The organism is Nocardiopsis sp. MT53 (assembly GCF_019598965.1).
GTDB classification, from domain to species: domain Bacteria; phylum Actinomycetota; class Actinomycetes; order Streptosporangiales; family Streptosporangiaceae; genus Nocardiopsis; species Nocardiopsis changdeensis.
Map to the genome: position 1 here is coordinate 2627759 of NZ_CP080599.1, position 24223 is coordinate 2651981.

Here is a 24223-nt window from a genome sequence, read left to right on the forward strand (position 1 = left end):
GCGAGGAACGATGAAGAAGATCACCGGCCGCGTCGCGGCCGTGCTGGGGCTGGCCCTGGTCGTCACCGTCGCCGGTCCGGCCCCGGTCGGCGCGGTCGCCTACGGCGGCCAGTGCGGCAGCGGGTACGGCAAGGTCAACGAGGCGGCGATCCCGGGCGGGACGGTGTTCCTCACCTACAACGGGTCCAACGGCAAGAACTGCGTGGTGGTGGTCCGCTCCTCCCCGGGCTCCCGGGTCGCCATGGACGCGGCGCTCAAGCAGAGCGGCGGCACCTCCTGGCAGACCGACCCGGGCGACTTCACCGAGTACGCGGGCCCGGTGTACCTCTCGGCCGCGGGCCAGTGCGTGGACTGGGGCGGCCGGATCGGCGACGACTGGATCGTCCGCAACGGCACCAACTGCGGCTGACCGCCGGGACGGGCGTGGGCTCACCGGGCTCCGATCCGGGCCCGGGCCCGGAGTCGGGCTGGGTGCCCTTGGGGCCGGGGGCTCCCCGGCGCCGGGCGCGGGCGGCAGCGGCGGCACCGTATGCGAACGCCGGCCGGACCGGCCTCGCGGTGACACGAAGTCCTTCCCGTGGCCCTGCCCTGGCTTCCGCGCGCGGGCCACGGAACGGAAGGCACGGAACGGAAGCCCCGAAAGACCCGGAAGAGCAGCCCCGTGTTCGGGAGAGGGAACGTGAAGCGATGGAGATGACCCACGTCCGCAACGCCACGGCCGTACTCCGGGTGGGCGGGAAGACCGTCCTGGTCGACCCGATGCTGGGCGCCCGGGGGTCCAGGGACGGGGTGCCCAACAGCAAGGGCGGCACCGAGCGCAACCCGCTCGTGGACCTGGTCGTGCCCCTGGCCGACCTGCTGTCCCCGGACGTCGTGGTGGTCACCCACACCCATTCCGACCATTGGGACGCCGCGGCCGCCGCACTGCTGCCGCGCGGCGTCCCCGTCCTGGTCCAGCACGCCGCGGACGCAGGGGCCGTCGCGAAGGAGGGCTTCACCGACGTGCGGGTCCTCGACGAGCCGGTCACGGTCGACGGCACCGTCTTCACCCGCACCGGCGGCAGGCACGGTTCGGAGGAGGCCATGGAGGCCATCGGGGAGGAACTCGGCCAGGTCATGGGCGTCGTGGTGAGCCACCCGGGGGAGCCGGTGGTGTACTTCGCGGGGGACACGGTCCTCACCGACGACGTTCCCGCGGCCCTGGAGCGGCACGACCCCGACATCGTGGTGCTCAACACCGGGGAGGGGTGGATCGGCTCCGTCGGCCCGCTCATCATGGGCGCCCGGGACGTGGTGGAGGTCCACCGGCTGGCCCCGCGGGCGCGGATCGTGGCCGTGCACCTGGAGGCGCTGAACCACTGCCCGGTCACCCGGGCCGAGGTGCGGTCCCTGGTGGCCGCACACGGGATCGCCGACAGGGTCCTGGTGCCCGAGGACGGGGAGGTCCTGGCCTTCTGACCGCGTTCGCGCGGTGCCACGGGTTTCGGCCCGGAGTGCGGGGGCACGGCGGAGGTCATGCCTCCCGAACCCCTCGAACCCCCCGGACGAGAGTTCCGCACGCGCGACCGGCTGCTCGCGATCGTGCCCGTGCTGGTGGCGGCCGCCTTGGCGGTCGCCCTGGCGGTGTGGGTGAACACACCGGACACGGGCGCCCATCCCGACTACTCCGGCCGGGCGGAGGCGGAGGTGGTGCGGGTCCGGACGGAGGCCGGGTCCGGGCAGCCGGGGATGGGCGGACCGAAGGTCACCGTGGAGGTCGTCTACACGGTCGACGGTGCGCGGTACACCTCCGCGGTGGCCGGCGTGCTCCAGCCGGAGCCCGAGGCGGGGGAGCGGGTCACGGTCGCCTACGACCCCGCCGAGCCGGGGCGGGCGGTGTCCCCGGACCTGGCCGGGGACCCGGAGGGCGGGAGGCTGCGGCTGGCCCTCACCGGGTACTTCGGGCTCATGGTGTTCATGGGTCTGGCCTTCCTGGGGCGCTTCGCCTGGCGGAACCCGGACCTGTGGAGGCCGGGGTCTGCGGAGGGCGGGAAGAGCGGGCCGGGCGGGAAAGGCGGGAAGGGCGGGCCGGGCCGGAAGGGCCGGTGAGCACCGCCGGTCGGGGCGGCCCGGCGGCACCGGGCTCCCCGGCGTGCGGGGAGCCCGAGCGTGGGGTCACCGTGCGAGGGTGAAGGTGGCCCAGGTGTGGGTGCCGAGGTCGCCGAACGGGCAGACCGGCGAGTATCCCCAGGCTGTGGACAACTCCTCGACCATGAGGAGGCCGCGCTGGCCCTCGGCCCGGTCCCACTCGTCGGACGTGCGCGCCCGGGGGATGACGGGGACGCCGCCGCCGAGCCCGTCGTCGGTGAAGCCCAGGGTCAGCGAGCGGTCGTCCGCGGACCACAGGGTCCGGATCACTCCGCCGTCCCGGCCGGAGGCGGTGTACTTGACGCAGTTGGCGAAGAGCTCGCTGCCGCACAGGACGAGCGTGTCGGCCGTGTCGGGGTCGAACCCGGACAGGTCGGCCCGCAGGTCGCGGCGGACCTGGGAGAGCCGGGCGAGGTCGCCGGGGTAGAGGCGGTGGGTCCACAGCCGTGCCGGGGTCATGCGCCCACCCCCGCGGTGCTCCTGCGGTCCTGCCGGGGCGGAAGGGTTTGATGAGCCTGACGGGCCTGCTGGGTCTGCCGGGCCTGCCAGCGCCGTACCGCGTCGGCGAGGTCGTCGAACGTGACCGGGGGCGGGGTGGGGGCGAGCAGGTCGCCCTCCCCGATCCTGGGGGCGGGGATGCGGGGTGCGGTCCACCGCTCCAGCCGGGCGGTTGCTTCGGCCTGGGCGCGGGAGTGGGCGCGGGAGCGGGCACGGGCCTGTTCGTGGGCGGTGTAGTAGGGCCTGACGAGGGGGAGGTCGTCGGCGGGGAAGGTCTCGCGCGGCTCGGCCAGGCGCGGTGCGGCGGACGACCGGGGGCGGACGGCGGGGCCGGGGTTCGCGGCGTAGCGGCGGACCCGGGAGGAGCGGCGCCGGTGGTGGCGGCCGTAGGGAGAGGTGAACAGCGCTCGCAGGAGCCCGAGGGCAGCCCGGAAGAGCGCGGCACTAAACTGGCTCACGCTGGCAATCCTTGGTGTTGAGGAAGTGAATTGCTGGCCACGACCCCGGGCGCTGGACAAGCGTCGCGGGGTCACGAGTTTTTCGGTTGTGGGGCCAGAATAGGGCAACCTGAGGGCTGCGTGCACATTTTTCGGACGGATTGCCGAAGAAGTTGTGCGCTTTGGTGTTGGTGCAGGTCAGGGGGTTGTGGGTGGAGCGGGAAGGGCTTTTTTGGGGATAGGCGAAATAAGTCCGGTTTGATCTTTATGTGCGTGGTCGTGGTGAAGTCCCGGGTGGTTTCGCGAAGGCGTGCGCATGGCAAAGGCCCCGGACGGCCGTCCGGGGCCTTGTGCGGGGTGGCTACTTCTGGGCAGCCAGGGCTGCGACCCACTCGGAGGGTCCGAAGGTGAGGTCTCCGGCGTCCCGGTGCTTGGTGTCGCGCATCCCGGCTGCGCCGCCCCCGTAGCGGCATTCGACGCAGTCGGAACCGTTGGGGCTGTACGCCGACTTCTTCCAGGTCTCGTTCATCGGTGTACCTCTCGGGAGGCTTCGGGCTTTCCACGAGTGCGGCGTGGAAAGGCGGGGCGACCATCTGCCCGGCGCGCGGAGGTGGTCACCTCTCAGCGGCGAGGGCCGCGAGCCATTCGGATGGGCCGAAGGAGAGCTGCCCGGCTTCGCGGTTCCGGGTGTCGCGGACGTCGGCGCCCGCTGCATGTTCCCGTGTCTCCACGCAGTTCGAAGACGAGCCGCTGTAACTCGACTTGTGCCACTCGGGCGAAGACTTCATCGCCACTCCAAGGAGAGGGGGCGGGGGCCACCTGAAGTATTCCCTTGGAGGCAGCCATCCACGCTTGGCAAAGGCCCCGGACGCTGGTCACCCGGGGCCTTGCATGAGCGCGGTTACTTCTCAGCGGCGAGGGTCGCGACCCATTCGGAGGAGGGGAAGGTGAGGTGTCCGGCGTCCCGGTTCCGGGTGTCGCGGATGTCAGCACCCGCTACATGTTCCCTTGTCTCCACACATTCGTTGTTACCGCTGCTGTACGAGGACTTGTGCCACTCGGCCGAGAAGGTCATTGCCGCTCCAGAGGGTGGGAAATGCGGGCTGTCCGGGGCATCCCCTCCTGGGCGGCCATCCACGGATGACGAAGGCCCCGTGTCGGTGCCCGGGGGGCTTGTGCGGGGGTGGTCACCTCTCGGCTGCCAGGGCTGAGAGCCACTCCGAGGAAGGGAAGGTGAGGTGGCCTGCTTCGCGGTTCCGGGTGTCGCGGACATCGATGCGTTCGGAGGACTCGCGGATCTCCACGCAGTTCGCGGAGGCTCCGCTGTAACTCGACTTGTGCCACTCAGGCGAAGACTTCATCGCCGCTCCAAGGGGGGTGTGGGGCCACCTGGAGTATTCCCTTGCAGGCGGCCATTCACGCTTGGCAAAGGCCCCGGGCGGTCGCCCGGGGCCTTGTATGAGCGTGGTTACTTCTCAGCGGCGAGGGCCGCGAGCCACTCGGAGGGGCCGAAGGAGAGCTGTCCGGCTTCGCGGTTCTTGGTGTCGCGTGCCTCAACTGCCTCCGCGGTCCACCTGCACTCGACGCAGTTCCCACTGTTCGGGCTGTACGGCGACTTCTTCCAGATCTCGTTCATCGGTGTACCTCTCAAGAGGCCTCGGACTTTCGACGAGTACGGCAGGGAAAGGTGTGGCGACCGTCTACCTGACACGCTGTGGTGCTTCGGTGAGGGCGGTTTCTGGTGTGCGGGGGTGGTTACTTCTCAGCGGCGAGGGCCGCGAGCCACTCCGAGGAGGGGAAGGTGAGGTGTCCGGCGGCTCGGTTCTGGGTGTCGCGGACATCCGCACCGCAGGTGTGCTCCCGGGCCTCCACGCAGTTCGATCCCGTAGAGCTGTAGCTGCTCTTGTGCCAGTTGGTCGAGGACTTCATCGACGCTCCAGAGGGAGGGGGTATGCGGGTCGCCTGGAGTATCCCCCCACAAGTGGCCGTCCACGCATGGCGAAGGCCCCGAGTGGTTGCCCGGGGCCTTGCGTGGGGGTGGTTACTTTTCAGCGGCGAGGGCCGCGAGCCACTCCGAGGAGGGGAAGGTGAGGTGTCCGGCTTCGCGATTCTTCGTGTCCCGTAGAGCCACCATGTCCGACTGCATCCGGCACTCCGCGCAGTTGGGGGAGTCACCCGAATAAGTCGATTTGAACCAAGAGTCGTTCACAGTAGTTCCTTCAATGCTGCGGTGGTCTCCCGGGAGGGGAGAGCGGCGGCGAGTGCCGAGGAGACCATGCCGAGCAGCGCCGAATGATCACTCCGCTCAGCGATCACCGTACCGCGTGACCAGTCCCCGACGACCGCCACGTCATCACCGGCCAGATGGAAGACCGTTGTGGCGCTACCTGGTACGAGCAGGATGGAGCCGCGGGGCACCAGGTGCACGATCACTCGACCCGTCTCGATCCAGTCAAGCAGGGCTTTTGCTTGTTCGACTTGAATCTCTTGGGGGAGTGCGTCCAACACAAAGAGAGGAAAGACGGCCGTCACCCGAAGCTTCGGCAGTTGGTGCAGTCGTTCGCATCGAAGTGCAGTAAGTCTCGTTACCTCCTCTTCGGTCATCCAGGGGCGTGCGGCGCGGAACAGTAACGACGCTAGCGAGGGGCACTGGAGGTAGCCGGGAACCATGCCTGGGGAGATGACCGTGGCAGCGCGTGCCTCCGGCTCGATGCGAGACAACGACCTCGCCCAAACCGGGATGCTGAAGCCGTCCTTCGCCTCCTGGTGCCTGGCCAGCAGGGTGCCATCGCATCCCAGGATGCGGTCGAGTGCCTCGGCGTTCTCCCGCTTGGGCAGCGAGCCCGAGTTTTCCCACCTATTCAGGGAGGAAAGCGACAAATTAGCTGATCTCGCGAGCTGGGTCTGTGTCAATCCCGCCGCTTCCCGAGCAGCGGTCAAAGCCTCTGCGAATATGCCGGGGGTCATGCAGGAAAGATACCGGCAGGGATGCCGGGAGCATCTGGGATTCTTGGAATTCGCTGTGAGACCAGGTTGGGAGACCCGACGCTGGATTCATGATCGGAACCCACAGGCCCGTCGTAGGGCACTTGGACTCGGACAACGAAGTGGCAGTGCTGGCGCTGCGTTCGGCGCTGCGCCGCCGGGGGATCGCCTCGACGGACGGCGGCCTCCCCCTCTCCGTTCGCGCGGACTACGACGGCAGGCGGGTCACCGTCCGCCTGACAGATCAGCAGTGGTGGCGGCCGATGCCCGGTGAACCGGGCATCACCATCCCCCTCGCCCGCCAGGGCGCCGAGGAAGACCTTGCCCACCAGCTCGCCCGCGAACTCCTGGGGCGGCTGTGAACGCCGACGAACCCCTTACCTGGGCCGAGTTCATCCGCCTCACCCGCCCCCGCACACCGCCGATTCCGCGCCCGCGCCCGGCGGAACAGCCCCCGCTGCCCCGGCGCCGACGCTCCTCTGCACCCGAAGACCCCGGAAGGAAGCCCGTCATGCCCGCCCACACCGACACCCGCCCCGCCCGGTGCGGCCGGCCCGCCACTCGCCTCCAGCGGGAACGGGCCGACGAACTCTTCGACCTGCTCTCCTCGCTCCTCCGCGACGCCGCCGACCCCGATGCCGACACCGCCGCGCTGCTCCGCGCGGCCGACCGGGCCTTCGAGGCCCTGCACCGCCACCTCAGCCGCGGCGGCGCCCTCCCCCAGCCCTGGCGCGACGCCCGCCACTGAACCGAACCTGTCCCCGACGTGCAGGAGAAGAAGAAATAGAGCTATTCCTTTACATCAAGAACTTCTGGGAATAATCTCGAAGGGCCGCACTCCCTTCCTCCCCCTAGGAGATCCGTTGGAGTTCACCAAGATCAGCGGTGGTTGCGAGGACGACCAGTGCCCCGCTGTGTACACGACCGACCGGAAGAGCTACATCGTGCAGGGATACACGATCAGTGACCCGGACGTCCTGGAAAAGCTGGGTCTCCCACCGGGAGAAAGCGCCGTCGAGATCCCCCACGCTCTCCTGGAGGGTATTCGTGGCGAAGCTCGATGACGGCCGGTTCGACGCCCTGTTCACGACTTCCGTCAAGAGCGTGTTCCGGCTGGAGACACTGCCCGTCTACAACCCGGTGTCGGAGGGGGAGAAGTTCCGTGCCTACATGGCGGGCGACCCCTGTCCCCGAGTGGGGGTGGTCACCCCTTACATGCAGAGGGTCATGGACCACGTCGCACAGGGGATCCGCCGCTACCGCGTGCATGTGGTCCGCAGTCCGCTGACGGACTACCTGAGGTACGAGATGGAGTGGGGGTACTCGTTCAACGCCCAGGCCGGCGAGGAGATCTTCATCCTCGACACAGCCGAGCACGGTCGTCCCGAGGGCCTTCTGGACGAGGATTTCTGGTTCTTCGACGAGACGCGCACGGTGCGGATGATCTACCGGGAGGACGGTGAGTACCAGGGAAGCGAGCTCGTGGAGAACCCCGGGCCGACTCACTACCGCACCCAACGGGACCTCGCGTTGGCGGAGGCCGTACCCTTCGACCAGTATTGGAGTGCCCATCCGCAGTACCACCGGGATTGATGGCCGTACCTGAGTCGTTCCACCAGGACCGCGCCGAGCTGGCCGATCGCCTTCGCCGACTTCGCGCGGTCTCCGGCATGTCCGGGACGCGGGTCGCCGAACTTCTGGACTGGAGCCAGTCCAAGGTCTCCAAGATCGAGACCGGCCGGGTCACTCCTTCCGGCGACGATGTGCGGTCGCTGCTGGACCTCTACCGTCCGCAGAAAGACGAACGTGTCGAAACGGAGGAACTGGCGCGGGCCTTGAACGACCGTTACAGGTCCCTGCGGATGCTGCGCAAACGCGGCCTGCATCGAACCCAGGAGGACATCGGCCGGAGAACCCGGCAGGCCCAGACCGTCCGTTCGTTCCAGCCCACGATGGTCCCCGGTCTGCTTCAGACCCCTGAGTACGCGCGCGCCGTCTTCAGCCAGCCCCTTTCGAGCGGCGGGACCGACGTGGCGGAGGCGGTGCGTGCCCGCATGGAGCGTCAGACCATCCTGTTCGATCCACGGCACTCGTTCCATTTCGTGATCACCGAGGCCGCCCTGCGCTGGCGTCTGGGCAGCGCAGCGACCATGCGGGCGCAGATGGACCGACTGGCCAACCTCTCCACGGCGGAGAACCTCCGCATCGGTTTCCTGCCCTGGAACGTTCCCGTCGCCCAAGTGCCGAAGAACGGGTTCGTCATCCTCGATGAGGAGGAAGTCTCGGTGGAGAGCTTCACGACCCACCGGAACATCACCGAGCCCCGCGACGTCCGCTTCCACCTGGACGTCTTCCGGCTGTTCGCCGACGCCGCCGTTTACGACGACGAGGCCCGGACCTTCTTGGCGGAGCTGGCGCGCGAGCACTCCTGAACGGTCTTCCACCGAGTGACCTCACCGAACCGCCACACTAGTATTCCTTGAAGCTTCCGCTTTCCAAGAATAGTCTTCTTCTGTGCGGGGCGAGATCTTCGCCCCGCCCCTCGCCCCCACGGAAGGACGACCCAGTGGAACAGAAGACCGTCTACGAGCCCCCGACCGTCACCGATCTCGGTGACGCCCGCGAACTCATCCTCGGCACCGGCGCACACGACACCGCCGACATGAACACCGCCCGGTACAACTGACCGGCACGATGACGACGGCGTCGAGCGTGGAGCACGCGCTGACCGCCCCCGCCGCCCGGCACCCCGCGGTGCCGGTTCGGCGCGTCGGTGACGAACACCGTGGGGCGGTCCTGTTCGGTGAGTGTCTCGCCGACCCCGCAGAGGTGGAGAGGGCGTTCTCCGCCACCGGAGCCGTTTCGCCCGCCCGGGCCCTGGAAGTGCTGCGAGCGTTCCCCGGTCGCTACGGGGTCGTCTGCCATGACATGGAGGAGACGGCGGTGACCGGTGACCTCGCAGGGGTTCTCCGGATCTGGTTCGGCGCGGGCGCCCCGGCCCGCTTCGCCCTGACCCCGACGGCCCTCTTCGGCCCGGGCCTTCCCCGGGTCGATCCGGGCGGCCTCGCCGCACGGCTGTTCATCCCCGATGCCGTGGGTACCCTGCCGGGTGGCGATCCGTTCCAGGGGATCACCGAACTCCCCCAGGACCACATGCTGGTCGTGCGGGACGGTACGGCGCGGATGGAGCGACTCCGGTCCCCCTTCCGGCCAGAGGCGGGTGGCGATCCCGTGGAGGCCTCCCGAACCCTGGCCGACGCGCTGACCCGCGCCGTGACCGCCCGGCTTCCCCGCTCCGGGCGGATCAGTGCCGACCTCAGCGGGGGTATGGACTCCTCCTTCACAGCCCTCCTCGCGGCCCGGCACCACCGTGAGGGTGTGCAGGCGATCACCTATACGGACCGGTTCGCCGACAACGCCGATGATCTCGCCCACGCCTCCCGGCTGGCGGGCACCGATCCGAGCCTGCGCCACCGGGTCGTCCACGGCGGCCCGGACACCCTGCCGTTCTCACTGTTGGATCGTGCCCCGTTCACGGACCTGCCCGGCACGGACGTCGTTCTGCACGCGCGTACCGCGCGCCGTTTGTCCCCTGCCCTCGGAACGGAGGTCCATTTCGCCGGGGACGGCGGGGACGCGGTCATCGGCGCCCCATTGACCTATCTGGCCGCGCTCGCGCACACGCGGGAATTCCTTCGAGAGTGCCGGGGCTGGGCGGCACTTCGTCAGCGCCCGGCCCATCGGGTCCTCCGGGCGGCGTGGGCGGTCTCCCGTCAGTCCTACGCGGATGCCCTCCTGAACGCCGCAGAGCGTTTGTCACGCCCTGCCGCAGCGGACCGGCCCGATGCGCCACCGCTCTGGGAGGCGGCGCTCACCTGGACGGCGGTGAGCCCCCTGGCGGCTTGGGGTACGCCCTGGGCCCGCCGTGAAGCAGCGGAGCGTCTGCGCCAGGCGGCCGCATCGGTACAGGAGGAGGACGACGGCACCGACGCCCACGCACTGCGCGCTGTGCGCTGGCATGCGGCCATCAGCCGGCCGTTCCTCCAGGTGGCCCATGCGCACGGGGTCCGGGTGGCGCTGCCCTTCTTCGACCACCAGGTGCTCGCCGCATGCCTGTCCGTCCCTGCCCGGCACCGAGTCTCAACGGCGCAGGTCAAACCCCTGCTGGCCCAAGCGTGGAGGACGACGTTCCCCACCGTGCGGTTCGAGAGGAGCACCAAGGGCGACTACGGAGCGTGCGAGTACCACGGGGTGCGCCGCAACGCCGACCGGCTGCGGTCGCTGTTCAGGGAATCCCGGTTGGGAGACCTGGGGGTGATCCGTCCCGACCTCGTGCTGGCGGTGCTGGACGCGGCGGTCGAGGGGCGGCGGGTGGCGATGGGCGCGCTGGCCGACGCGGTGGCTGCCGAGGTGTGGCTGCGTGGTCTCGACCGCTGCACGGTACCGGCCGAGCGGGAGGAACAGGCATGACGACTCGGTGGAGTGTCGCACCCGGCGTCCACTTCACGGGGACGGAGGACGGGGCGGTGCTGCTGGACTTGGCCTCGGGGAGGTTCCTGGCGCTGAATCCGACGGCCGCAGCCATGTGGAGAGGGCTCGCGACGGGTTCCTCCGCTGAAGAGGTGGCGGCGGAATTGGCGGCGACGCTGGGTGTGGATGAGGAGTGGCTGCTCGGCGATGTGCTGCGCCTGGTGGTCGATCTGCAGGAAAGGGGAGTGCTCGTGGATGTGGAGACGACCGGATGAGCATGCATATGGCACTGCCGCAGCCGCCCCCGGTCCGCTGCGGCCCCTTGAGGTCGGTGGCCGGCTTCATCGGTTTCACCATCGCGGTCACTCTTTCGGCCCTGCCGATCGGGCATACGGTGCGGGTCGTCGGATGGCTGCACCGCCTCGTACGCCGCCCCGCACGTTCGGAGGAGGCACTGGTCGCGGTCGTGGCCGCACGCCGCGCCGGAGCGTGGTTTCCGGGTCGGGCGGCCTGCCTGGAGAACTCGTTGGCGGCGGTGTTCACCGCGGCTCTCCTGGGATGCCGGGTCGACTGGTGCGTTGGGGCGCGGATGATGCCCTACGCCGCCCACGCCTGGATCGAGGCGGCCGGGCGGCCGGTGGGAGAGCCCGCGGCGCCGGATCGGCCCCATCTGTTGATCATGCGCGTGTGACCGCACGGGCAGAACACACAAGGAGAAGAACATGGAGTACGGATCAGCCGTGCGGTCGGCGTCGGCGGCCGTGGACGAGGACCTGTACACCCGCGGGCCGGACGGCGGACTGGTCACCCAGTCCACGGCGGCCTCCGCGATCGCGGAGGCGCTGGAGCGGTCGGACGTGCGTCCGGGGATGCGGGTGCTGGAGATCGGCACCGGGTCGGGGTTCTCCGGGGCGCTGCTGTCCGAGCTGGTGGGGGCGGCGGGCGAGGTCGTGTCGGTGGAGGTGATGGCGGACCTCGGCGCGCGGGCCGCGGACCTGCACCGGGCCCAGGGCCGGAACAACGTCGTGACGGTCGTGGGCGACGGGCTGCTCGGGGCTCCCGGGCACGGCCGGTTCGACCGGGTCGTGGCGTGGGCACGGCCGGAGCTGCTCCCCGAGGCGTGGGTGGCGCAGGCCGTGCCGGGCGCGGTGCTGGTGCTGCCGGTGGACGTGACGGAGCGGGCCAAGACCGGGATGATGCTCCGGGCCCGGGTGGACGGGGACGGGACTCCACAGGGGGAGGCGTTCTTCGAAGGCGGCTACGTGGAGCTGCACGCCGAGGTGCTCGACCAGTGGTGGGTGCCGCCCCGGGGCGTGGACGCACTGGTGCGGCACGAGGGGGCGGCGTGGTGGCTGTCCGCCGGATGGGCGTCCGGTGACCGGGAGGCGGCCGAGCGGGTGCTGCGGAAGCTGGCGGCGGAGGGCGCACGGACACCCCTGTTGGCGGAGGACGAGGGACCGCGCGGCATCGCGCCGTACCTGTACGCGACCCGGGCGGAGGAACTGTGCACGGTGGGCGCGGAGGGCCTGGGCTGGGGGATCGGGTACGCCGACCGGCAGGGGGCCGCGGTGTTCACCCCGGGCGCGGGCGAGGTGCTGCACACCGGTGACGGGTCGGCGCTGCTCCGGCTCCGGCAGTGGGTCGCGGACTGGCGCGAGGCCGGCCGGCCGGGTCACCCGGACCTGGTCCCGGTGCTCAGCCGGGTCGAGGGCGGCCGGCGGGTGCGGGCGAGGCTGTAGGCCGCCGTACGGCGGGGACGCCCCTCGGCGGCCGGTCCGGCCGCCGGGCCTCGTTCACCCCTCCGTGGACGGCCGGGGCCCGGCGGCGCGGCGCAGCCGGTTGGCGATCGCGAACCCCAGCCCCTCCTCGGGCGGCAGGGAGGCCACGATGACGTCGCACCCGCTTCCGTCGAGTTCGCGCAGGAACCCGTAGAGGCCGCGCGCGTACTCGTCCATGGAACCGGGGACGGCGACGACGGCGTGCGCCCCGGCGGGGGCCTCCCCGGCCCCGGGGGGCAGCAGGATCCCGACCCCGTTCCCCTGCTCCCTCAGCCGCTCGGCCTCCCCCGCCACCTCGTCCGGCGCGACCAGGACGACCCGCGCGCGCGGCGCGTAGTGCGAGGGGTGCTGGCCCGGCACCCGCACCGGGCTCGCCGAGGGCGCCGCGACCGGGCGCCCCAGCGCCTCTTCGAGGGCCTCCCTGGTGACACCCCCCGGCCGCAGGATGCTCGGCGTCCCGCCCGTGACGTCGACGATGGTCGACTCGACGCCCACCTGGCAGGGGCCCCCGTCCAGCACGAAGCCGACGTCGGATCCCAGCTCCTCGCGGACGTGCCCTGCCGTCGTGGGGCTGACCGAGCCGAAGCGGTTCGCGGACGGAGCCGTGACACCCCCGCCGAAGGCGTCGAGCAGCGCGAGCGCGGCGGGGTGGTCGGGCACGCGGACGGCCACCGTCTCCAGCCCGCCGGTCACCTCCAGGGGCACGCGCGGGCCCCGCCTCAGGATCAGCGTGAGCGGTCCCGGCCAGAAGCGCTCGGCCAGCACACGGGCCGTGTCCGGGACCTCCCGGACCCAGTCGCCGAGCCGCGCGGCGGAACCGATGTGGAGGATGAGCGGGTGCGACGGAGGGCGCCCCTTCACCTTGAAGGTGCTCGTGACGGCGTCCGGGTCCTCGGCGTTCGCGCCGAGACCGTAGACGGTCTCGGTGGGCAGCGCCACCAGTCCGCCGGCGCGCAGCACGCGAGCCGCCTCCTCGATGTCGGCGGTGCTCCACGTGGTCACCGTTGTACCTCCCCTTGTTCCGTGGCGGCCCCGGCTCTTCCGCGGACGGCCGCGCGGCGTGCGCCTGCGGGCTCGGGTCCGGGGGACGGGGCGGGGCGGCGGTGCCGGGACCGACGCTCCGCTTCAGGGTACAAGCAGGTGGAACCCGTTCCCGGCCGTTCCGGAGGCCGGCCGGTCCGGAGGGGAGCCGGCCGGGGCGATGGTGCCCGGCGGCGCCCGCAGGCACCTCGTTTCCCCTTCCCCGGCCGGAATGCGGAAGAGTACGGGGTGCCACCCCCCGGCTCCGAGGAGAGAACCATGACCCCCACCCAGATCGTCCGCACCGTGGCCGCCGCCCTGATCGCCGGCGGAGCGGCCCTCGGGCTGATCCCCGGCGGCCGGTGCGGGGCGGGCTGGTGGTCGCCCCTGTACGGCGACGGGACCTCCTACGGGTGGTTCGGCTACTCGTCCCTGGACGGCTCGGGCATGCCCGCCGTCCTGCCGCACGAGATGTGCGAGGCGGCCACGGCCCCGGTCGCCTCGTGGGCGATCGCGCTGGTCGTGATGGGGGCGGCCCTGCTGGCCGGGGTGTGGTTCACCACCTCGTACACGCCCAGGCAGCGCCCCCGGCAGTGACCCCGGGGCGGCTCACGCCTTCCCCCACTCCCGCCACCGGCGGGCCCACCAGTACAGGCTCCAGGCGGCCGCCCCCGCCCCCGCGCCCGGCACGGCCCCCAGGAGGACGACCCGCACGAGGTCGTAGCCACTGGCGAGCGCGTCGCCCGCCGCCAGGCGGGACACCGCGCCGCCCACCAGGGCGCAGGCGGCGATCGCCGCGAGCGGGACCCACCGGGCCCGGACGGCCGGCCGGTCCCGGAGGACCCACCACGCGACCGCCGCCAGCCCCAGCACCGAGCTGGCGTACATCAGCACGTTGTAGAGCTTGTGCGGCTCCACCACGGGCGTCTGGAGCACCGGGAGGAGCTGGACCCCCGCGCCGCCCGGGTGCGTGAACGCGTCCCACACCATGTGCGTGAGCGCGCCCACCGCGATCGCCGCCGCGCCCCGGGCCGCGCCCCGAGCGCTCGGGGCGGGCGGCGGCCCCGCCTCGCGCCCGACCAGCGCGGCCAGGGGCGCCCGCAGCGCGTACGTCCAGCAGGCCCACACCGCCCCGCCCAGGAGCACGACCAGCGGCAGCCCCAGCGGGAAGTGGGTCGTGGACGCCCCCACCGGCACCGGCAGGTAGTACGGGAGGTCGGGCACCATGGCGCCGACGACCAGCGCGGCGGTCGGCAGCCGGGTGCGGGCGAAGGGCAGGACGGCCGCCACGTGGGCCGGGGTGAAGGGCATCAGCGGCCCCCGGCCGACGCCCGCGGACGGGTTCTGTTCCAGGCCATCGCCGCACGCTCCTCCGACTCCTCCGGTCCCGGGCCGGGCACCGTTCGTTCCAGCGGTATAACGCCGGGCCCGCCCCGCCGGTTCACACGGGGCGGCGCCGCCCTCCGGTCATCGAATGCCCGGGCAACGGTCACGTCTGCGTCCGCACGTGCCCTGGGCCACACCCCGGCGCCCCGTCACCGAATCCCGTTCTCTACCATCCGGAGTATGGACGTCCAAGAGAGCGGCGCCGCCGGATCCGGCGCCCCCGACCTCGCCGAGGGTTTCCCGGTCGCCACCCCTGACCGGTGGCGGGAGCTGGTCGCCGGAGTACTGCGCAAGAGCGGCGTGCCCGAGGAGCGCCTCGCCGACCGCCCCGAGGCCGTGCTGGCCACCCGCACCTACGACGGCTTCGACATCGAGCCCCTGGCCACCTCCGAGCCGCCCGCCGCCGACCCCGGCCACCCCGGGCTGGCCCCCTTCACCCGCGGCTACCGGCCGGCGGCCGCCGGCGGCTGGGACGTGCGCGCCCGCTACCTGGAGTCCGACCCCGAGGTGCTGCGCCGCCGCGCCCACACCGACCTGATGAACGGCGTCTCCTCCCTGTGGATCGCCGTCGGCGACGGCCACCTGCCCGCCGACCGCCTGGGCGGCGCCCTGGCCGACGTCTACCTCGACCTCGCCCCCGTGGTCCTGGAGCCCGGCGCCGCCTACCGGGAGGCCGCCGACGCCCTGCTGCGCGTCCACGCCGACGCCGAGGTCCCCGACGCCCGGATCATCTCCCACCTGGGCATCGACCCCCTCACCGCGGCCGCCCGCGCCGGGGCCCGCCCCGACGTCATGGACGCCGCCCGGTTCGCGGCCGACCGCGCCCGGGACCGCCCGGGCCTGGGCCTGGTGACCGCCGACGCCACCCTCGTGCACAACGCGGGCGGCTCCGACGGCCAGAGCCTGGGCTGGGCCGTCGCCTCCGGGACCGCGCTGCTGCGCGCCCTGGCCGCCGCCGGGATGGACGTCGCCGACGCCGCCGGGCGCATCGAGTTCCGGATCGCGGTCAACGCCGACCAGTTCGCGGGCATCGCCGGGCTCCGCGCCCTCCGCGCCATGTGGAACCGGGTGCTGGAGGTCGGCGGCGTCCCCGCCCACCGCCGCGCCATGCGCGTCCACGCGGTCACCTCCGAGGCGATGCTGACCCGCCGCGACCCGCACGTGAACATGCTGCGCACCACCGTGGCCTGCTTCGCCGCCGGGGTCGGCGGGGCCGACGCCGTCACCGTCCTGCCCTACGACGCCGCGGTGGGCCTGTCCGACGACTTCGCCCGCCGGGTCGCCCGCAACACCCAGGCCCTCCTCATCGAGGAGTCGAACCTGGCCCGGGTGGCCGACCCCGCCGGCGGCTCCTTCCACGTGGAGGCGCTCACCCGCGACCTCTACCTGGCCGGATGGGCGTTCCTCCAGGAGATCGAGGCCTGCGGCGGCGCCGCCGAGGTCGTCGAGGACGGCTGGCTGCGCGAACGCGTCGACGGTGTCTGGGAGCGCCGCCGCGCCGACCTGGCGCACCGCCGCGCCCCGCTGACCGGGGTGAGCGAGTTCCCGAACCTCGCCGAGGAGCCGCTGGAGCGCGAACCCCTCCCCGAACACGAATCCTGGTTCCCGCTGCGCCGCTACGCGGGCGACTTCGAGGAGCTGCGCGACCGCGCGGACGCCGCCCCCGACCGGCCCACCGCCTTCCTGGCCACCCTGGGCCCGGTCGCCGCGCACACCGCCCGGGCCTCCTTCGCCGCCAACCTGCTGGCCGCGGGCGGGATCGCCGCCCACCAGCCCGGCCCCCTGGAGTCCGCCGACGACGCCGCGCGCGCCTTCGCGGAGTCCGGCCTGCGGGTGGCCGTGCTGTGCTCCTCCGAGAAGCTCTACGCCGAGCACGCCCCGTCCGTGGTCGCGGCACTGCGGGACGCGGGCGCCGAACGCGTCCTGCTGGCGGGCGCCCCGCGCGAACTCGGGGTGGACGCCTTCCTGCACCAGGGGGGCGACGCCGTCGCCCTCCTCACCGAACTCGTCGACCTGACGGCCCCGAAGGGGGAGGAAGCATGATCCCCGACCTGTCCACCGTGGCCCCCGGCGAGCCGGAGCCCTCCGGCGACGGCGCCGCCTGGGCCGCCGCCGTCGAGGCCGCCACCGGCAAGGCCCCCGACGCCCTGGAGTGGGAGACCCCCGAGGGCATCGCCGTCAAGCCGCTCTACACCCCGGCGGACCGCGCGGGCCTGGACTTCGTCGACGGCCTCCCCGGCATCCCGCCGTACCTGCGCGGCCCCTACCCGACCATGTACGTCAACCAGCCGTGGACCATCCGCCAGTACGCTGGCTTCTCCACGGCGGAGGAGTCCAACGCCTTCTACCGCCGCAACCTCGCGGCCGGGCAGAAGGGCCTGTCGGTCGCCTTCGACCTGGCCACCCACCGCGGCTACGACTCCGACCATCCGCGCGTGGCGGGCGACGTGGGCATGGCGGGCGTGGCCATCGACTCCATCTACGACATGCGCCAGCTGTTCGACGGCATCCCGCTGGACCGGATGAGCGTGTCCATGACCATGAACGGCGCGGTCCTGCCGGTCCTGGCGCTGTACATCGTCGCCGCCGAGGAGCAGGGCGTCCCGCCGGAGAAGCTGTCCGGGACCATCCAGAACGACATCCTCAAGGAGTTCATGGTCCGGAACACCTACATCTACCCGCCGCAGCCGTCGATGCGGATCATCTCCGACATCTTCGCCTACACCTCGCAGCGGATGCCGCGGTTCAACTCCATCTCCATCTCCGGCTACCACATGCAGGAGGCGGGGGCCACCGCCGACCTGGAGCTGGCGTACACGCTGGCCGACGGCGTGGAGTACATCCGCGCCGGGCAGCGCTCCGGCCTGGACGTGGACGTGTTCGCGCCGCGGCTGTCGTTCTTCTGGGCGATCGGCATGAACTTCTTCATGGAGGTCGCCAAGCTGCGCGCCGCCCGCCTGCTGTGGGCGCGGCTGGTCAGGGACCTGGGCGCGGTCCGGGACAAGTCGCTGAGCCTGCGCACCCACTCCCAGACCTCGGGCTGGTCGCTGACCGCCCAGGACGTGTTCAACAACGTGGCCCGCACCTGCGTGGAGGCGATGGCCGCCACCCAGGGCCACACCCAGTCGCTGCACACCAACGCCCTGGACGAGGCGCTGGCGCTGCCCACCGACTTCTCGGCGCGTATCGCCCGCAACACCCAGCTCCTCCTCCAGCAGGAGTCCGGCACCACCCGGTCGGTCGACCCGTGGGGCGGCAGCTACTACGTGGAGCGGCTCACGCAGGAGCTGGCGGCCAAGGCCTGGGGCCACATCACGGAGGTCGAGAAGGCGGGCGGCATGGCCGCGGCCATCGACGCGGGGCTGCCCAAGATGCGCATCGAGGAGGCGGCCGCCCGCACCCAGGCGCGCATCGACTCCGGGCGCCAGCCCGTCATCGGCGTCAACAAGTACCGGCCCGACAGCGAGCAGGCCATCGACGTCCTCAAGGTCGAGAACTCCAGGGTGCGCGCCAGCCAGCTCGACAAGCTGCGCCGCCTGCGCGCCGAACGCGACGAGAACGCGGTGCGCGCCGCCCTGGACGCCCTCACCGCGGCGGCCGGGCGCGAGTCCAGGGCCGACGCCGACCTCACCGGCAACCTGCTGGCGGCGGCCGTGGACGCGGCCCGCGCCAAGGCCACCGTCGGCGAGATCTCCGACGCGATGGAGAAGGTGTTCGGCCGCCACTCCGGTCAGATCCGTACCATCCAGGGTGTGTACCGGAACGAGGCGGCGGGCAGCGCGGACGCGGCGGATCTCATGGAGCGGGTGACCCGCCGGGTGGAGGAGTTCACCGAGGACGAGGGGCGCCGCCCCCGCATCCTGGTGGCGAAGATGGGCCAGGACGGCCACGACCGCGGCCAGAAGGTCATCGCGACGGCGTTCGCCGACCTGGGCTTCGACGTGGACGTGGGCCCGCTGTTCCAGACCCCGGAGGAGGTCGCCGTCCAGGCGGTCGAGGCCGACGTGCACGTGGTGGGGGTGTCGTCGCTGGCGGCGGGGCACCTCACGCTGGTGCCCGCGCTGCGGGAGGAGCTGGCGAAACTGGACCGCGAGGACATCATGATCGTGGTCGGCGGGGTCGTCCCCCCACAGGACTTCGACGCCCTGCGCGAGGCCGGGGCCGCGGCGATCTTCCCGCCGGGCACGGTCATCGCCGAGGCGGCCGTCGACCTGCTCGACCGGCTGGAGGCCCGGCTGGAGCAGGAGTGAGCGGCGCTCCTGGAGCAGGGCGCGCCGGCGGGGCCGCCCGGGCCGGCCGGAGTCGCGGGCGGCGTCCGGGGTACGACGGTCGGACGGGGACGCGGAACCGATGACAGACGAGGAGGCGGGCGTGCGGCGGACACGACCGCGCAGGCCGGTGGACGTGGCCGCGCTGGCCGAGGGGGTGCTGGCCGGGCACCGGCCCACCCTGGCGCGGGCGATCACCCTGGTGGAGTCGCGCCGCCCCGACCACGCCCGGGACGCCCAGGACCTGCTGGTGCGCCTGCTCCCGCACACCGGCGGCGCCCACCGGGTGGGCATCACCGGCGTGCCGGGGGTGGGCAAGTCCACGTTCATCGACGCGCTGGGCACCCGGCTGACGGGGGAGGGCCACCGGGTCGCGGTGCTGGCCGTGGACCCCTCCTCCACCCGCTCGGGCGGCAGCATCCTGGGCGACAAGACCCGGATGGCGCGCCTGGCGGTGGACCCGAACGCGTTCATCCGCCCCTCGCCGACCGCCGGGACCCTGGGCGGGGTGGCGCGGGCGACCCGGGAGACCATGCTGCTCATGGAGGCGGCCGGGTTCGACGTGGTACTGGTGGAGACCGTGGGGGTGGGCCAGTCCGAGGTGGCGGTCGCCGCGATGGTCGACTGCTTCCTGTTCCTCACCCTGGCCCGCACCGGCGACCAGCTCCAGGGCATCAAGAAGGGCGTGCTGGAGCTGGTGGACGTGGTCGCGGTCAACAAGGCCGACGGCCCGCACGCCGAGGACGCCCGCAAGGCGGCCCGGGAGCTGTCGCGGGCGCTGCGGCTGCTGCAGCCGGTCCACCCGCGGTGGCGGCCGCCGGTGCTCACGTGCAGCGGGCTCACCGGCGAGGGCCTGGGCGAGGTGTGGGACACCGTCCGCGAGCACCGCAAGGTGCTGGAGGACGACGGGGCGCTGGCCGAGCGGCGCAGCGGACAGCGGGTCAGCTGGATGTGGGACCGGGTCCGCGACCGCCTGATGGACGCGTTCCTGCGGCACCCGGAGGTGGCGGCGCGCATCCCGGAGCTGGAGCGGGAGGTGCGGTCGGGGGAGACCACGGCCACGCTCGCGGCCGACGGGCTCCTCTCGCTGTTCACCGAGAGTGATGCCGGAGGGGCGGCGGAACCGCCGGCGGAGCCCGGGGCGGGGGCCGCCGGGCGGTCCGCGGAGCCGGGCTCCGGGAGCTCCGGGAGTAATGGGTCTCATATCGTGAAATGACCTAGAGTCAACGGGCGATTTCGGGCAGGCCGCGGAGGGTTCGTGCCCCCGAGGCGAAAATTTCTTCCGAGATGCCATTCCCGAACGCCCGCGCGGCTTATACCGTGTGTGTCCAACGACTTACCGGACACGCGGACGCGCACGTTGCTTCCCTCCCCGGTCGGCCGGCCCTGTGGGAGTGGGGGCGGACCCGGTGGGCGCGGCCCGCGCGCCTGCGTATGGTTAAGCGAAGGGACCCCTCGCCTTCTCAACGTGGGGTCGGGAGGAGTGAACGTGCACAGGCTCGGACTGAGCACAAGGGTGGAAAGCCGCAGCGTCATCGTCGCGGTCGAGGGCGAGCTCGACATCGCGACCACCAACGACCTCCAGGAGCACGTCCGGTCCGCGATCGAAGACCACGGCCCGTGGCTGATCCTGGACATGTCGGGGCTCGACTTCATGGACTCGAGCGGCCTCAACGTCATCATCAACGCCTACCGCACCGTCCGCGAGCGGGACGGGGCGCTGGCGCTGGCGGCCCTCAACGAACGCGTCACCAAGGTCGTCCGCCTGGTCGGCCTGCACCGCCAGGTCCCCGTCCACCAGACGGTGGCCACCGCCGTCGCCGCCATGGAGGCGCTGGAGAAGCGCCAGGCCGGCTGACCCCGCACCGACAGCCGCACACCGACGGACCCGCACGGCCGGACGCCCCACGACGTCCGGTCGTGACGTCTGCCCGGCGTCCGTTCGGCAGGTCGCCGGTACGCGCCGCCCCGGCGGCGGTTGGCCGACCTCCCCGCGGGCACAAGGACCGGCAGGACACCACCGCGGAAGAGGGAGGTGGCGGAATGCCGGTTGTTCTGCCCCTGGAACGGATCGGCGCCGGTGACGGCGACCTGGCGGGCGGCAAGGCCGTGGGACTGGCCGGGGCGATCGCCGCCGGTGTGCGGGTCCCCGCGGGCCTCTGTGTCACCACCGAGGCCCACCGCGACGGCACCGTCCCCGCCGACGAGGTCGCCGCCGCCTACGAGGCCCTGGGCGGGGGACCGGTGGCGGTGCGCTCCAGCGCCACCGCCGAGGACCTGCCCGACGCCTCCTTCGCCGGGCAGCAGGACACCTACCTCGACGTCGAGGGGGCCGACGACCTGGTCACCGCCGTCCGCCGCTGCTGGGACTCCCTGTGGACGGACCGGGCGGTCGCCTACCGCCGCGACCGGGACATCGACGACGCGTCCGTCCACATGGCGGTGGTCGTCCAGCGCATGGTCCGGCCCCGGGCCGCCGGGGTGCTCTTCACCGCGAACCCGGTCACCGGCACCCGCGGCGAGACCGTCGTGGACGCCGTGCCCGGCCTGGGCACCGGCGTCGTGGACGGCAGCGCCGAGCCCGACCACTACACGGTCCGCCCCGACGGCGGCGTCACCGCCCCGGCCGACGGCTGCCTGTCGGTGGCCGAGGTGGAGGAGCTGCACGCGCTGGGACTGCGGCTCCAGGAGCACTTCGGGGCGCCGCAGGACGTGGAGTGGGCGATCGACGCCGACGGCGTCCTGTGGACCCTCCAGTCCAGGGCGGTCACCACGCTGTTCCCCCGGCCGCCGGAGCACCCGGACGGCCCGCGCGTGTACTTCGAGGGCGGCCACATGCAGGGCCTGCTGCGCCCCTGCACGCCCATGGGCATGTCCGGGCTCAAGGTCGCCGCCGCCGACTGGTTCCGGACGGTGGGGGTGCGGATCGACCCGTACGCGCGGACCGGCTTCCTCACCGAGATCGGCGGGCGCTTCTACCTCGACCTGACGCCCTTCGTCCGCAACCGGTGGATCCGCGGGACCCTGCCGGAGGCCGTGGAGCTGTACGGGCCGCGGGCCAGGGAGGCGGTCCGGTCCCTGCTGGACGACCCCCGGTTCGCCCCGCGCCGGATGCGGCTGCCCGGAGCGGGCGCGCTGCTCGGCGCGGTCCGCACCGCGGCCGGGGTGCTCCCGATGGCCGGCGGGCTCGCGGCCGGTACGGTCGCGGCGCTGCGGGACCCCGCCGCGGCCCGGGAGCGGATCCTGCGGGCGGGCGAGGAGGCGCGCCGGGCCGCGTCCCGCGGCCCCGGGCCCGAGGCCACCGCGCACGAGCGCCTGGAGTACGCCGAGCACGTCCAGGCACCCGTGCTGGCCGAGTTCATGACACCGATGCTGGGGCCGCTGTACGTCGGCATCCTCGCCGGGCGCATCCCCGAGGGGCTGCTGCGGGGCATCGCGACCCCGGCGGAGGTGGCCGCCGTCCTGCGGGGCATGCCCCACAACGTCACCACCACCATGGACCTGGAGCTGTGGGGTGTCGCGCGGGCCGCGGCCGCGCACCGGGAGGTCTTCGCCGACACCCCGCCGGAGCGGCTGGCGGAGCTGTACGCGTCCGGGGACCTGCCCGACATCGGCCTGGGCGCCTTCCTGGAGCGGTACGGCCACCGGGCGGCGGCCGAGGTCGACCTCGGCGTCCCCCGCTGGTCGGAGGACCCGGCGCCGCTGTTCGCCGCGATCGCCGGGTACCTGCGGGTGGACGACCGGGACCAGGCCCCGGACCGGAGGTTCGAGCGCGCGGCCGCGGAGGCCGAGCGCACGCGGGCCGGACTCGTGGCCCGTGCGCGCGCGAGCCGCCCGGTGCGCGCCCGGGTCGCCGACCTCCTCTTCGACCGGGCCCGCGCGCTCGGCGGGATGCGCGAGTACCCCAAGTTCGTGTGGCTGTACGCCATCGCGGCGAGCCGCCGGGAACTGCTCGCCGTGGGGGAGGAGCTCGTCGGGCAGGGGCGCCTGGAGCGCCCCGACGACATCATGTTCGTCGACTTCCGGGAGGCGCGGGACCTGCTGGACGGCGAGGACCTGCGCGGTGTGATCGCCGAGCGGAGGGGGTTCCACCGCCGCGAGCAGCGGCGCCGCCGGGTGCCGCCGGTCCTGCTGTCGGACGGCACCGACGTGGAGGTGACGCTGCCGCCCGATGCGGGGGCGGACGGGCCGGGGGTCCTGACCGGGGTGGCGGCCTCGCCGGGCGAGGCCACCGGGCGCGCCCGGGTGGTCCACGACCCGGCGGGCGCGTCGATCGAGCCGGGGGACATCCTCGTCGCCCCGACCACCGACCCCGGGTGGACGCCGCTGTTCATGACGGCGGGCGGTGTGGTCGTGGAGACCGGCTCGACGGTCGCGCACGGGCCGACCGTCGCCCGGGAGTACGGCATCCCCTGCGTGATCTGCGTCCCTGGGGTGACGGAGAAGGTGCCCGACGGAGCGGTGATCACCATCGACGGCTCCGCGGGGGTCATCCGTTTGGAGGGGGACCGGGAGGCCGCCGACACCTGACCCCGCGGGGGCGCGTACGCGTGCGGCGCGGCCGGGGACCGGCCGCGCCGCGGTGCGCTCACGGGGGGCTCAGTCGCCTCCTCCTCCTCCTCCTCCTCCGCCGCCCCCGCCGTCACCGCCGCCTCCGCCGGAGTCGCCGCCGCCCCAGCCGCCGCCACCGGAGTCGCCCCCGAACAGGCCGCCCCAGAAGCCGCCGCCGGAGGAGCCCGAGGAGCCGTGGGAGGGCGCGGCACCGGGGTCGCCCGGCTGGCCGTGCGCGGGCGGGGCCCCGGGGCCGTCGGAGCGGTGCCCGTGGTCGCCCGCGTAGTGGGCCGGAGCGGCGGTGTCGGCGCCCGTCGGGACGTACCCGTCACCGCCGTGGCCGCCGCGGGCGGGGACCGGGCGCGCCGGGGTCCGGGCGCGCCACAGCGCCAGGACCAGGCAGAGCAGGGCGCCGGTCGTCAGCAGGCCGATCAGCACCCCCTGGACCAGGCCGATCAGGGGCAGGACCGCCAGCGGGTCGGTGACGGCGTGCGGGAACACCGCCCACACCACCTGGAAGAGGGCGGTGAACAGGCCGGTGCAGAGGAACAGCACGGCCGAGGTGCGGACCAGGCCGGGAGCGGCCGCGTTCCGGGCGCGGATCAGGGCGACGGCCGCGATCGCGAACAGCGGCAGGGAGAAGATCAGCGTGTTGGTCAGGATGCCGACGATGACGCCGGGGTCGCTCAAGGGCACGGTCGCC

At 72.9% G+C, this 24223-nt stretch carries 32 protein-coding genes; 19 read left to right on the forward strand and 13 right to left on the reverse strand.

Features of this window, described 5'->3' with window-relative positions; genetic code table 11:
• Positions 1 to 10 precede the first annotated feature (10 nt).
• From K1J57_RS11645 to K1J57_RS11655, 3 genes are all read left to right on the forward strand, one after another.
• Positions 11 to 409, forward strand: coding sequence for a spore-associated protein A (locus K1J57_RS11645; protein WP_220564457.1), 399 nt, complete (start codon positions 11 to 13; stop codon positions 407 to 409).
• Between the two features lie 278 nt (positions 410 to 687).
• Positions 688 to 1458, forward strand: coding sequence for an MBL fold metallo-hydrolase (locus K1J57_RS11650; RefSeq protein ID WP_220564458.1), 771 nt, complete (start codon positions 688 to 690; stop codon positions 1456 to 1458).
• Positions 1459 to 1515: 57 nt separating this feature from the next.
• Complete coding sequence (locus tag K1J57_RS11655) at positions 1516 to 2088, forward strand: DUF3592 domain-containing protein (RefSeq protein ID WP_220564459.1); 573 nt, start codon at positions 1516 to 1518, stop codon at positions 2086 to 2088.
• A gap of 66 nt (positions 2089 to 2154) precedes the next feature.
• Here the strand turns inward: K1J57_RS11655 and K1J57_RS11660 are convergent, their stop codons facing one another.
• The 10 genes from K1J57_RS11660 to K1J57_RS11705 form a co-directional block, all read right to left on the reverse strand.
• The gene (locus tag K1J57_RS11660) at positions 2155 to 2586 is read right to left on the reverse strand and encodes an ATP-binding protein (protein ID WP_220564460.1); all 432 of its coding nucleotides are present in this window, start codon (positions 2584 to 2586) and stop codon (positions 2155 to 2157) included.
• Positions 2583 to 3083 carry a hypothetical protein gene (locus K1J57_RS11665; RefSeq protein WP_220564461.1) on the reverse strand — a complete coding sequence of 167 codons (501 nt, stop codon included), beginning with the start codon at positions 3081 to 3083 and terminating at the stop codon, positions 2583 to 2585. The genes K1J57_RS11660 and K1J57_RS11665 overlap by 4 nt, the downstream gene beginning before the upstream one ends.
• Positions 3084 to 3423: 340 nt before the next feature.
• Positions 3424 to 3591 (reverse strand): DUF397 domain-containing protein, encoded by a 168-nt coding sequence (locus tag K1J57_RS11670; protein ID WP_220564462.1) that lies wholly within the window; start codon positions 3589 to 3591, stop codon positions 3424 to 3426.
• A gap of 85 nt (positions 3592 to 3676) precedes the next feature.
• Complete coding sequence (locus K1J57_RS11675; protein WP_220564463.1) at positions 3677 to 3850, reverse strand: DUF397 domain-containing protein; 174 nt, start codon at positions 3848 to 3850, stop codon at positions 3677 to 3679.
• Between the two features lie 113 nt (positions 3851 to 3963).
• On the reverse strand, positions 3964 to 4137 hold the full coding sequence (locus K1J57_RS11680) for a DUF397 domain-containing protein (RefSeq protein WP_220564464.1): 174 nt from the start codon (positions 4135 to 4137) through the stop codon (positions 3964 to 3966).
• A gap of 112 nt (positions 4138 to 4249) precedes the next feature.
• Positions 4250 to 4423, reverse strand: coding sequence for a DUF397 domain-containing protein (locus K1J57_RS11685; RefSeq protein WP_220564465.1), 174 nt, complete (start codon positions 4421 to 4423; stop codon positions 4250 to 4252).
• A gap of 107 nt (positions 4424 to 4530) precedes the next feature.
• Positions 4531 to 4698, reverse strand: coding sequence for a DUF397 domain-containing protein (locus K1J57_RS11690; RefSeq protein WP_220564466.1), 168 nt, complete (start codon positions 4696 to 4698; stop codon positions 4531 to 4533).
• 119 nt (positions 4699 to 4817) lie between these two features.
• On the reverse strand, positions 4818 to 4991 hold the full coding sequence (locus K1J57_RS11695; protein WP_220564467.1) for a DUF397 domain-containing protein: 174 nt from the start codon (positions 4989 to 4991) through the stop codon (positions 4818 to 4820).
• A gap of 112 nt (positions 4992 to 5103) precedes the next feature.
• Complete coding sequence (locus K1J57_RS33455; protein WP_255647159.1) at positions 5104 to 5208, reverse strand: DUF397 domain-containing protein; 105 nt, start codon at positions 5206 to 5208, stop codon at positions 5104 to 5106.
• A 59-nt stretch (positions 5209 to 5267) separates the two neighbouring features.
• A complete protein-coding gene (locus tag K1J57_RS11705) occupies positions 5268 to 6029 on the reverse strand; it encodes a Scr1 family TA system antitoxin-like transcriptional regulator (RefSeq protein WP_220564469.1) in 762 nt (253 codons plus the stop codon).
• A gap of 89 nt (positions 6030 to 6118) precedes the next feature.
• On the opposite strand from K1J57_RS11705, the gene K1J57_RS11710 reads away from it, so the two are divergent.
• The 10 genes from K1J57_RS11710 to K1J57_RS11755 all read left to right on the forward strand — a co-directional run bounded on the left by K1J57_RS11710 (position 6119) and on the right by K1J57_RS11755 (position 12256).
• On the forward strand, positions 6119 to 6409 hold the full coding sequence (locus K1J57_RS11710; RefSeq protein ID WP_255646980.1) for a hypothetical protein: 291 nt from the start codon (positions 6119 to 6121) through the stop codon (positions 6407 to 6409).
• A 149-nt stretch (positions 6410 to 6558) separates the two neighbouring features.
• Complete coding sequence (locus tag K1J57_RS11715) at positions 6559 to 6795, forward strand: hypothetical protein (RefSeq protein ID WP_220564470.1); 237 nt, start codon at positions 6559 to 6561, stop codon at positions 6793 to 6795.
• 115 nt (positions 6796 to 6910) lie between these two features.
• A complete protein-coding gene (locus K1J57_RS11720; protein ID WP_220564471.1) occupies positions 6911 to 7111 on the forward strand; it encodes a hypothetical protein in 201 nt (66 codons plus the stop codon).
• Positions 7095 to 7640: a DUF6879 family protein gene (locus K1J57_RS11725; RefSeq protein WP_220564472.1), complete on the forward strand. Its 546-nt coding sequence runs from the start codon at positions 7095 to 7097 to the stop codon at positions 7638 to 7640. The genes K1J57_RS11720 and K1J57_RS11725 overlap by 17 nt, the downstream gene beginning before the upstream one ends.
• Positions 7640 to 8479, forward strand: coding sequence for a helix-turn-helix transcriptional regulator (locus K1J57_RS11730; RefSeq protein ID WP_220564473.1), 840 nt, complete (start codon positions 7640 to 7642; stop codon positions 8477 to 8479). The genes K1J57_RS11725 and K1J57_RS11730 overlap by 1 nt, the downstream gene beginning before the upstream one ends.
• Before the next feature lie 134 nt (positions 8480 to 8613).
• Complete coding sequence (locus tag K1J57_RS11735; RefSeq protein ID WP_220564474.1) at positions 8614 to 8733, forward strand: lasso RiPP family leader peptide-containing protein; 120 nt, start codon at positions 8614 to 8616, stop codon at positions 8731 to 8733.
• Between the two features lie 26 nt (positions 8734 to 8759).
• Positions 8760 to 10517, forward strand: coding sequence for an asparagine synthase-related protein (locus tag K1J57_RS11740; protein ID WP_220564475.1), 1758 nt, complete (start codon positions 8760 to 8762; stop codon positions 10515 to 10517).
• Between the two features lie 56 nt (positions 10518 to 10573).
• The gene (locus K1J57_RS11745) at positions 10574 to 10792 is read left to right on the forward strand and encodes a PqqD family protein (RefSeq protein WP_220564476.1); all 219 of its coding nucleotides are present in this window, start codon (positions 10574 to 10576) and stop codon (positions 10790 to 10792) included.
• 8 nt (positions 10793 to 10800) lie between these two features.
• Positions 10801 to 11208 carry a lasso peptide biosynthesis B2 protein gene (locus K1J57_RS11750; protein ID WP_220564477.1) on the forward strand — a complete coding sequence of 136 codons (408 nt, stop codon included), beginning with the start codon at positions 10801 to 10803 and terminating at the stop codon, positions 11206 to 11208.
• A gap of 31 nt (positions 11209 to 11239) precedes the next feature.
• Positions 11240 to 12256: a protein-L-isoaspartate O-methyltransferase gene (locus tag K1J57_RS11755; protein ID WP_220564478.1), complete on the forward strand. Its 1017-nt coding sequence runs from the start codon at positions 11240 to 11242 to the stop codon at positions 12254 to 12256.
• 54 nt (positions 12257 to 12310) lie between these two features.
• On the opposite strand, the gene K1J57_RS11760 is transcribed toward K1J57_RS11755, so the two are convergent.
• Positions 12311 to 13297, reverse strand: a complete 987-nt coding sequence (locus K1J57_RS11760) for an L-threonylcarbamoyladenylate synthase (protein ID WP_220564479.1) — start codon at positions 13295 to 13297, stop codon at positions 12311 to 12313.
• A gap of 297 nt (positions 13298 to 13594) precedes the next feature.
• Here K1J57_RS11760 and K1J57_RS11765 point away from each other — a divergent pair, with 297 nt between their 5' ends.
• Positions 13595 to 13912: a hypothetical protein gene (locus K1J57_RS11765; RefSeq protein ID WP_220564480.1), complete on the forward strand. Its 318-nt coding sequence runs from the start codon at positions 13595 to 13597 to the stop codon at positions 13910 to 13912.
• A gap of 12 nt (positions 13913 to 13924) precedes the next feature.
• Here the strand turns inward: K1J57_RS11765 and K1J57_RS11770 are convergent, their stop codons facing one another.
• Complete coding sequence (locus K1J57_RS11770; RefSeq protein WP_220564481.1) at positions 13925 to 14626, reverse strand: DUF4184 family protein; 702 nt, start codon at positions 14624 to 14626, stop codon at positions 13925 to 13927.
• A 255-nt stretch (positions 14627 to 14881) separates the two neighbouring features.
• On the opposite strand from K1J57_RS11770, the gene K1J57_RS11775 reads away from it, so the two are divergent.
• From K1J57_RS11775 to K1J57_RS11795, 5 genes are all read left to right on the forward strand, one after another.
• Positions 14882 to 16744, forward strand: a complete 1863-nt coding sequence (locus tag K1J57_RS11775; protein WP_220564482.1) for a methylmalonyl-CoA mutase family protein — start codon at positions 14882 to 14884, stop codon at positions 16742 to 16744.
• Positions 16741 to 18951 carry a methylmalonyl-CoA mutase gene (gene scpA, locus K1J57_RS11780; RefSeq protein ID WP_220564483.1) on the forward strand — a complete coding sequence of 737 codons (2211 nt, stop codon included), beginning with the start codon at positions 16741 to 16743 and terminating at the stop codon, positions 18949 to 18951. The genes K1J57_RS11775 and scpA overlap by 4 nt, the downstream gene beginning before the upstream one ends.
• Before the next feature lie 100 nt (positions 18952 to 19051).
• Positions 19052 to 20185 (forward strand): methylmalonyl Co-A mutase-associated GTPase MeaB, encoded by a 1134-nt coding sequence (gene meaB, locus K1J57_RS11785; RefSeq protein WP_220564484.1) that lies wholly within the window; start codon positions 19052 to 19054, stop codon positions 20183 to 20185.
• 273 nt (positions 20186 to 20458) lie between these two features.
• Complete coding sequence (locus K1J57_RS11790; RefSeq protein ID WP_220564485.1) at positions 20459 to 20827, forward strand: STAS domain-containing protein; 369 nt, start codon at positions 20459 to 20461, stop codon at positions 20825 to 20827.
• Positions 20828 to 21012: 185 nt separating this feature from the next.
• Positions 21013 to 23499, forward strand: coding sequence for a PEP/pyruvate-binding domain-containing protein (locus tag K1J57_RS11795; protein ID WP_220564486.1), 2487 nt, complete (start codon positions 21013 to 21015; stop codon positions 23497 to 23499).
• Between the two features lie 69 nt (positions 23500 to 23568).
• Here K1J57_RS11795 and K1J57_RS11800 read toward each other — a convergent pair whose 3' ends face one another.
• Positions 23569 to 24216, reverse strand: a complete 648-nt coding sequence (locus K1J57_RS11800; RefSeq protein WP_220564487.1) for a hypothetical protein — start codon at positions 24214 to 24216, stop codon at positions 23569 to 23571.
• Between the last annotated feature and the right edge of the window lie 7 nt (positions 24217 to 24223).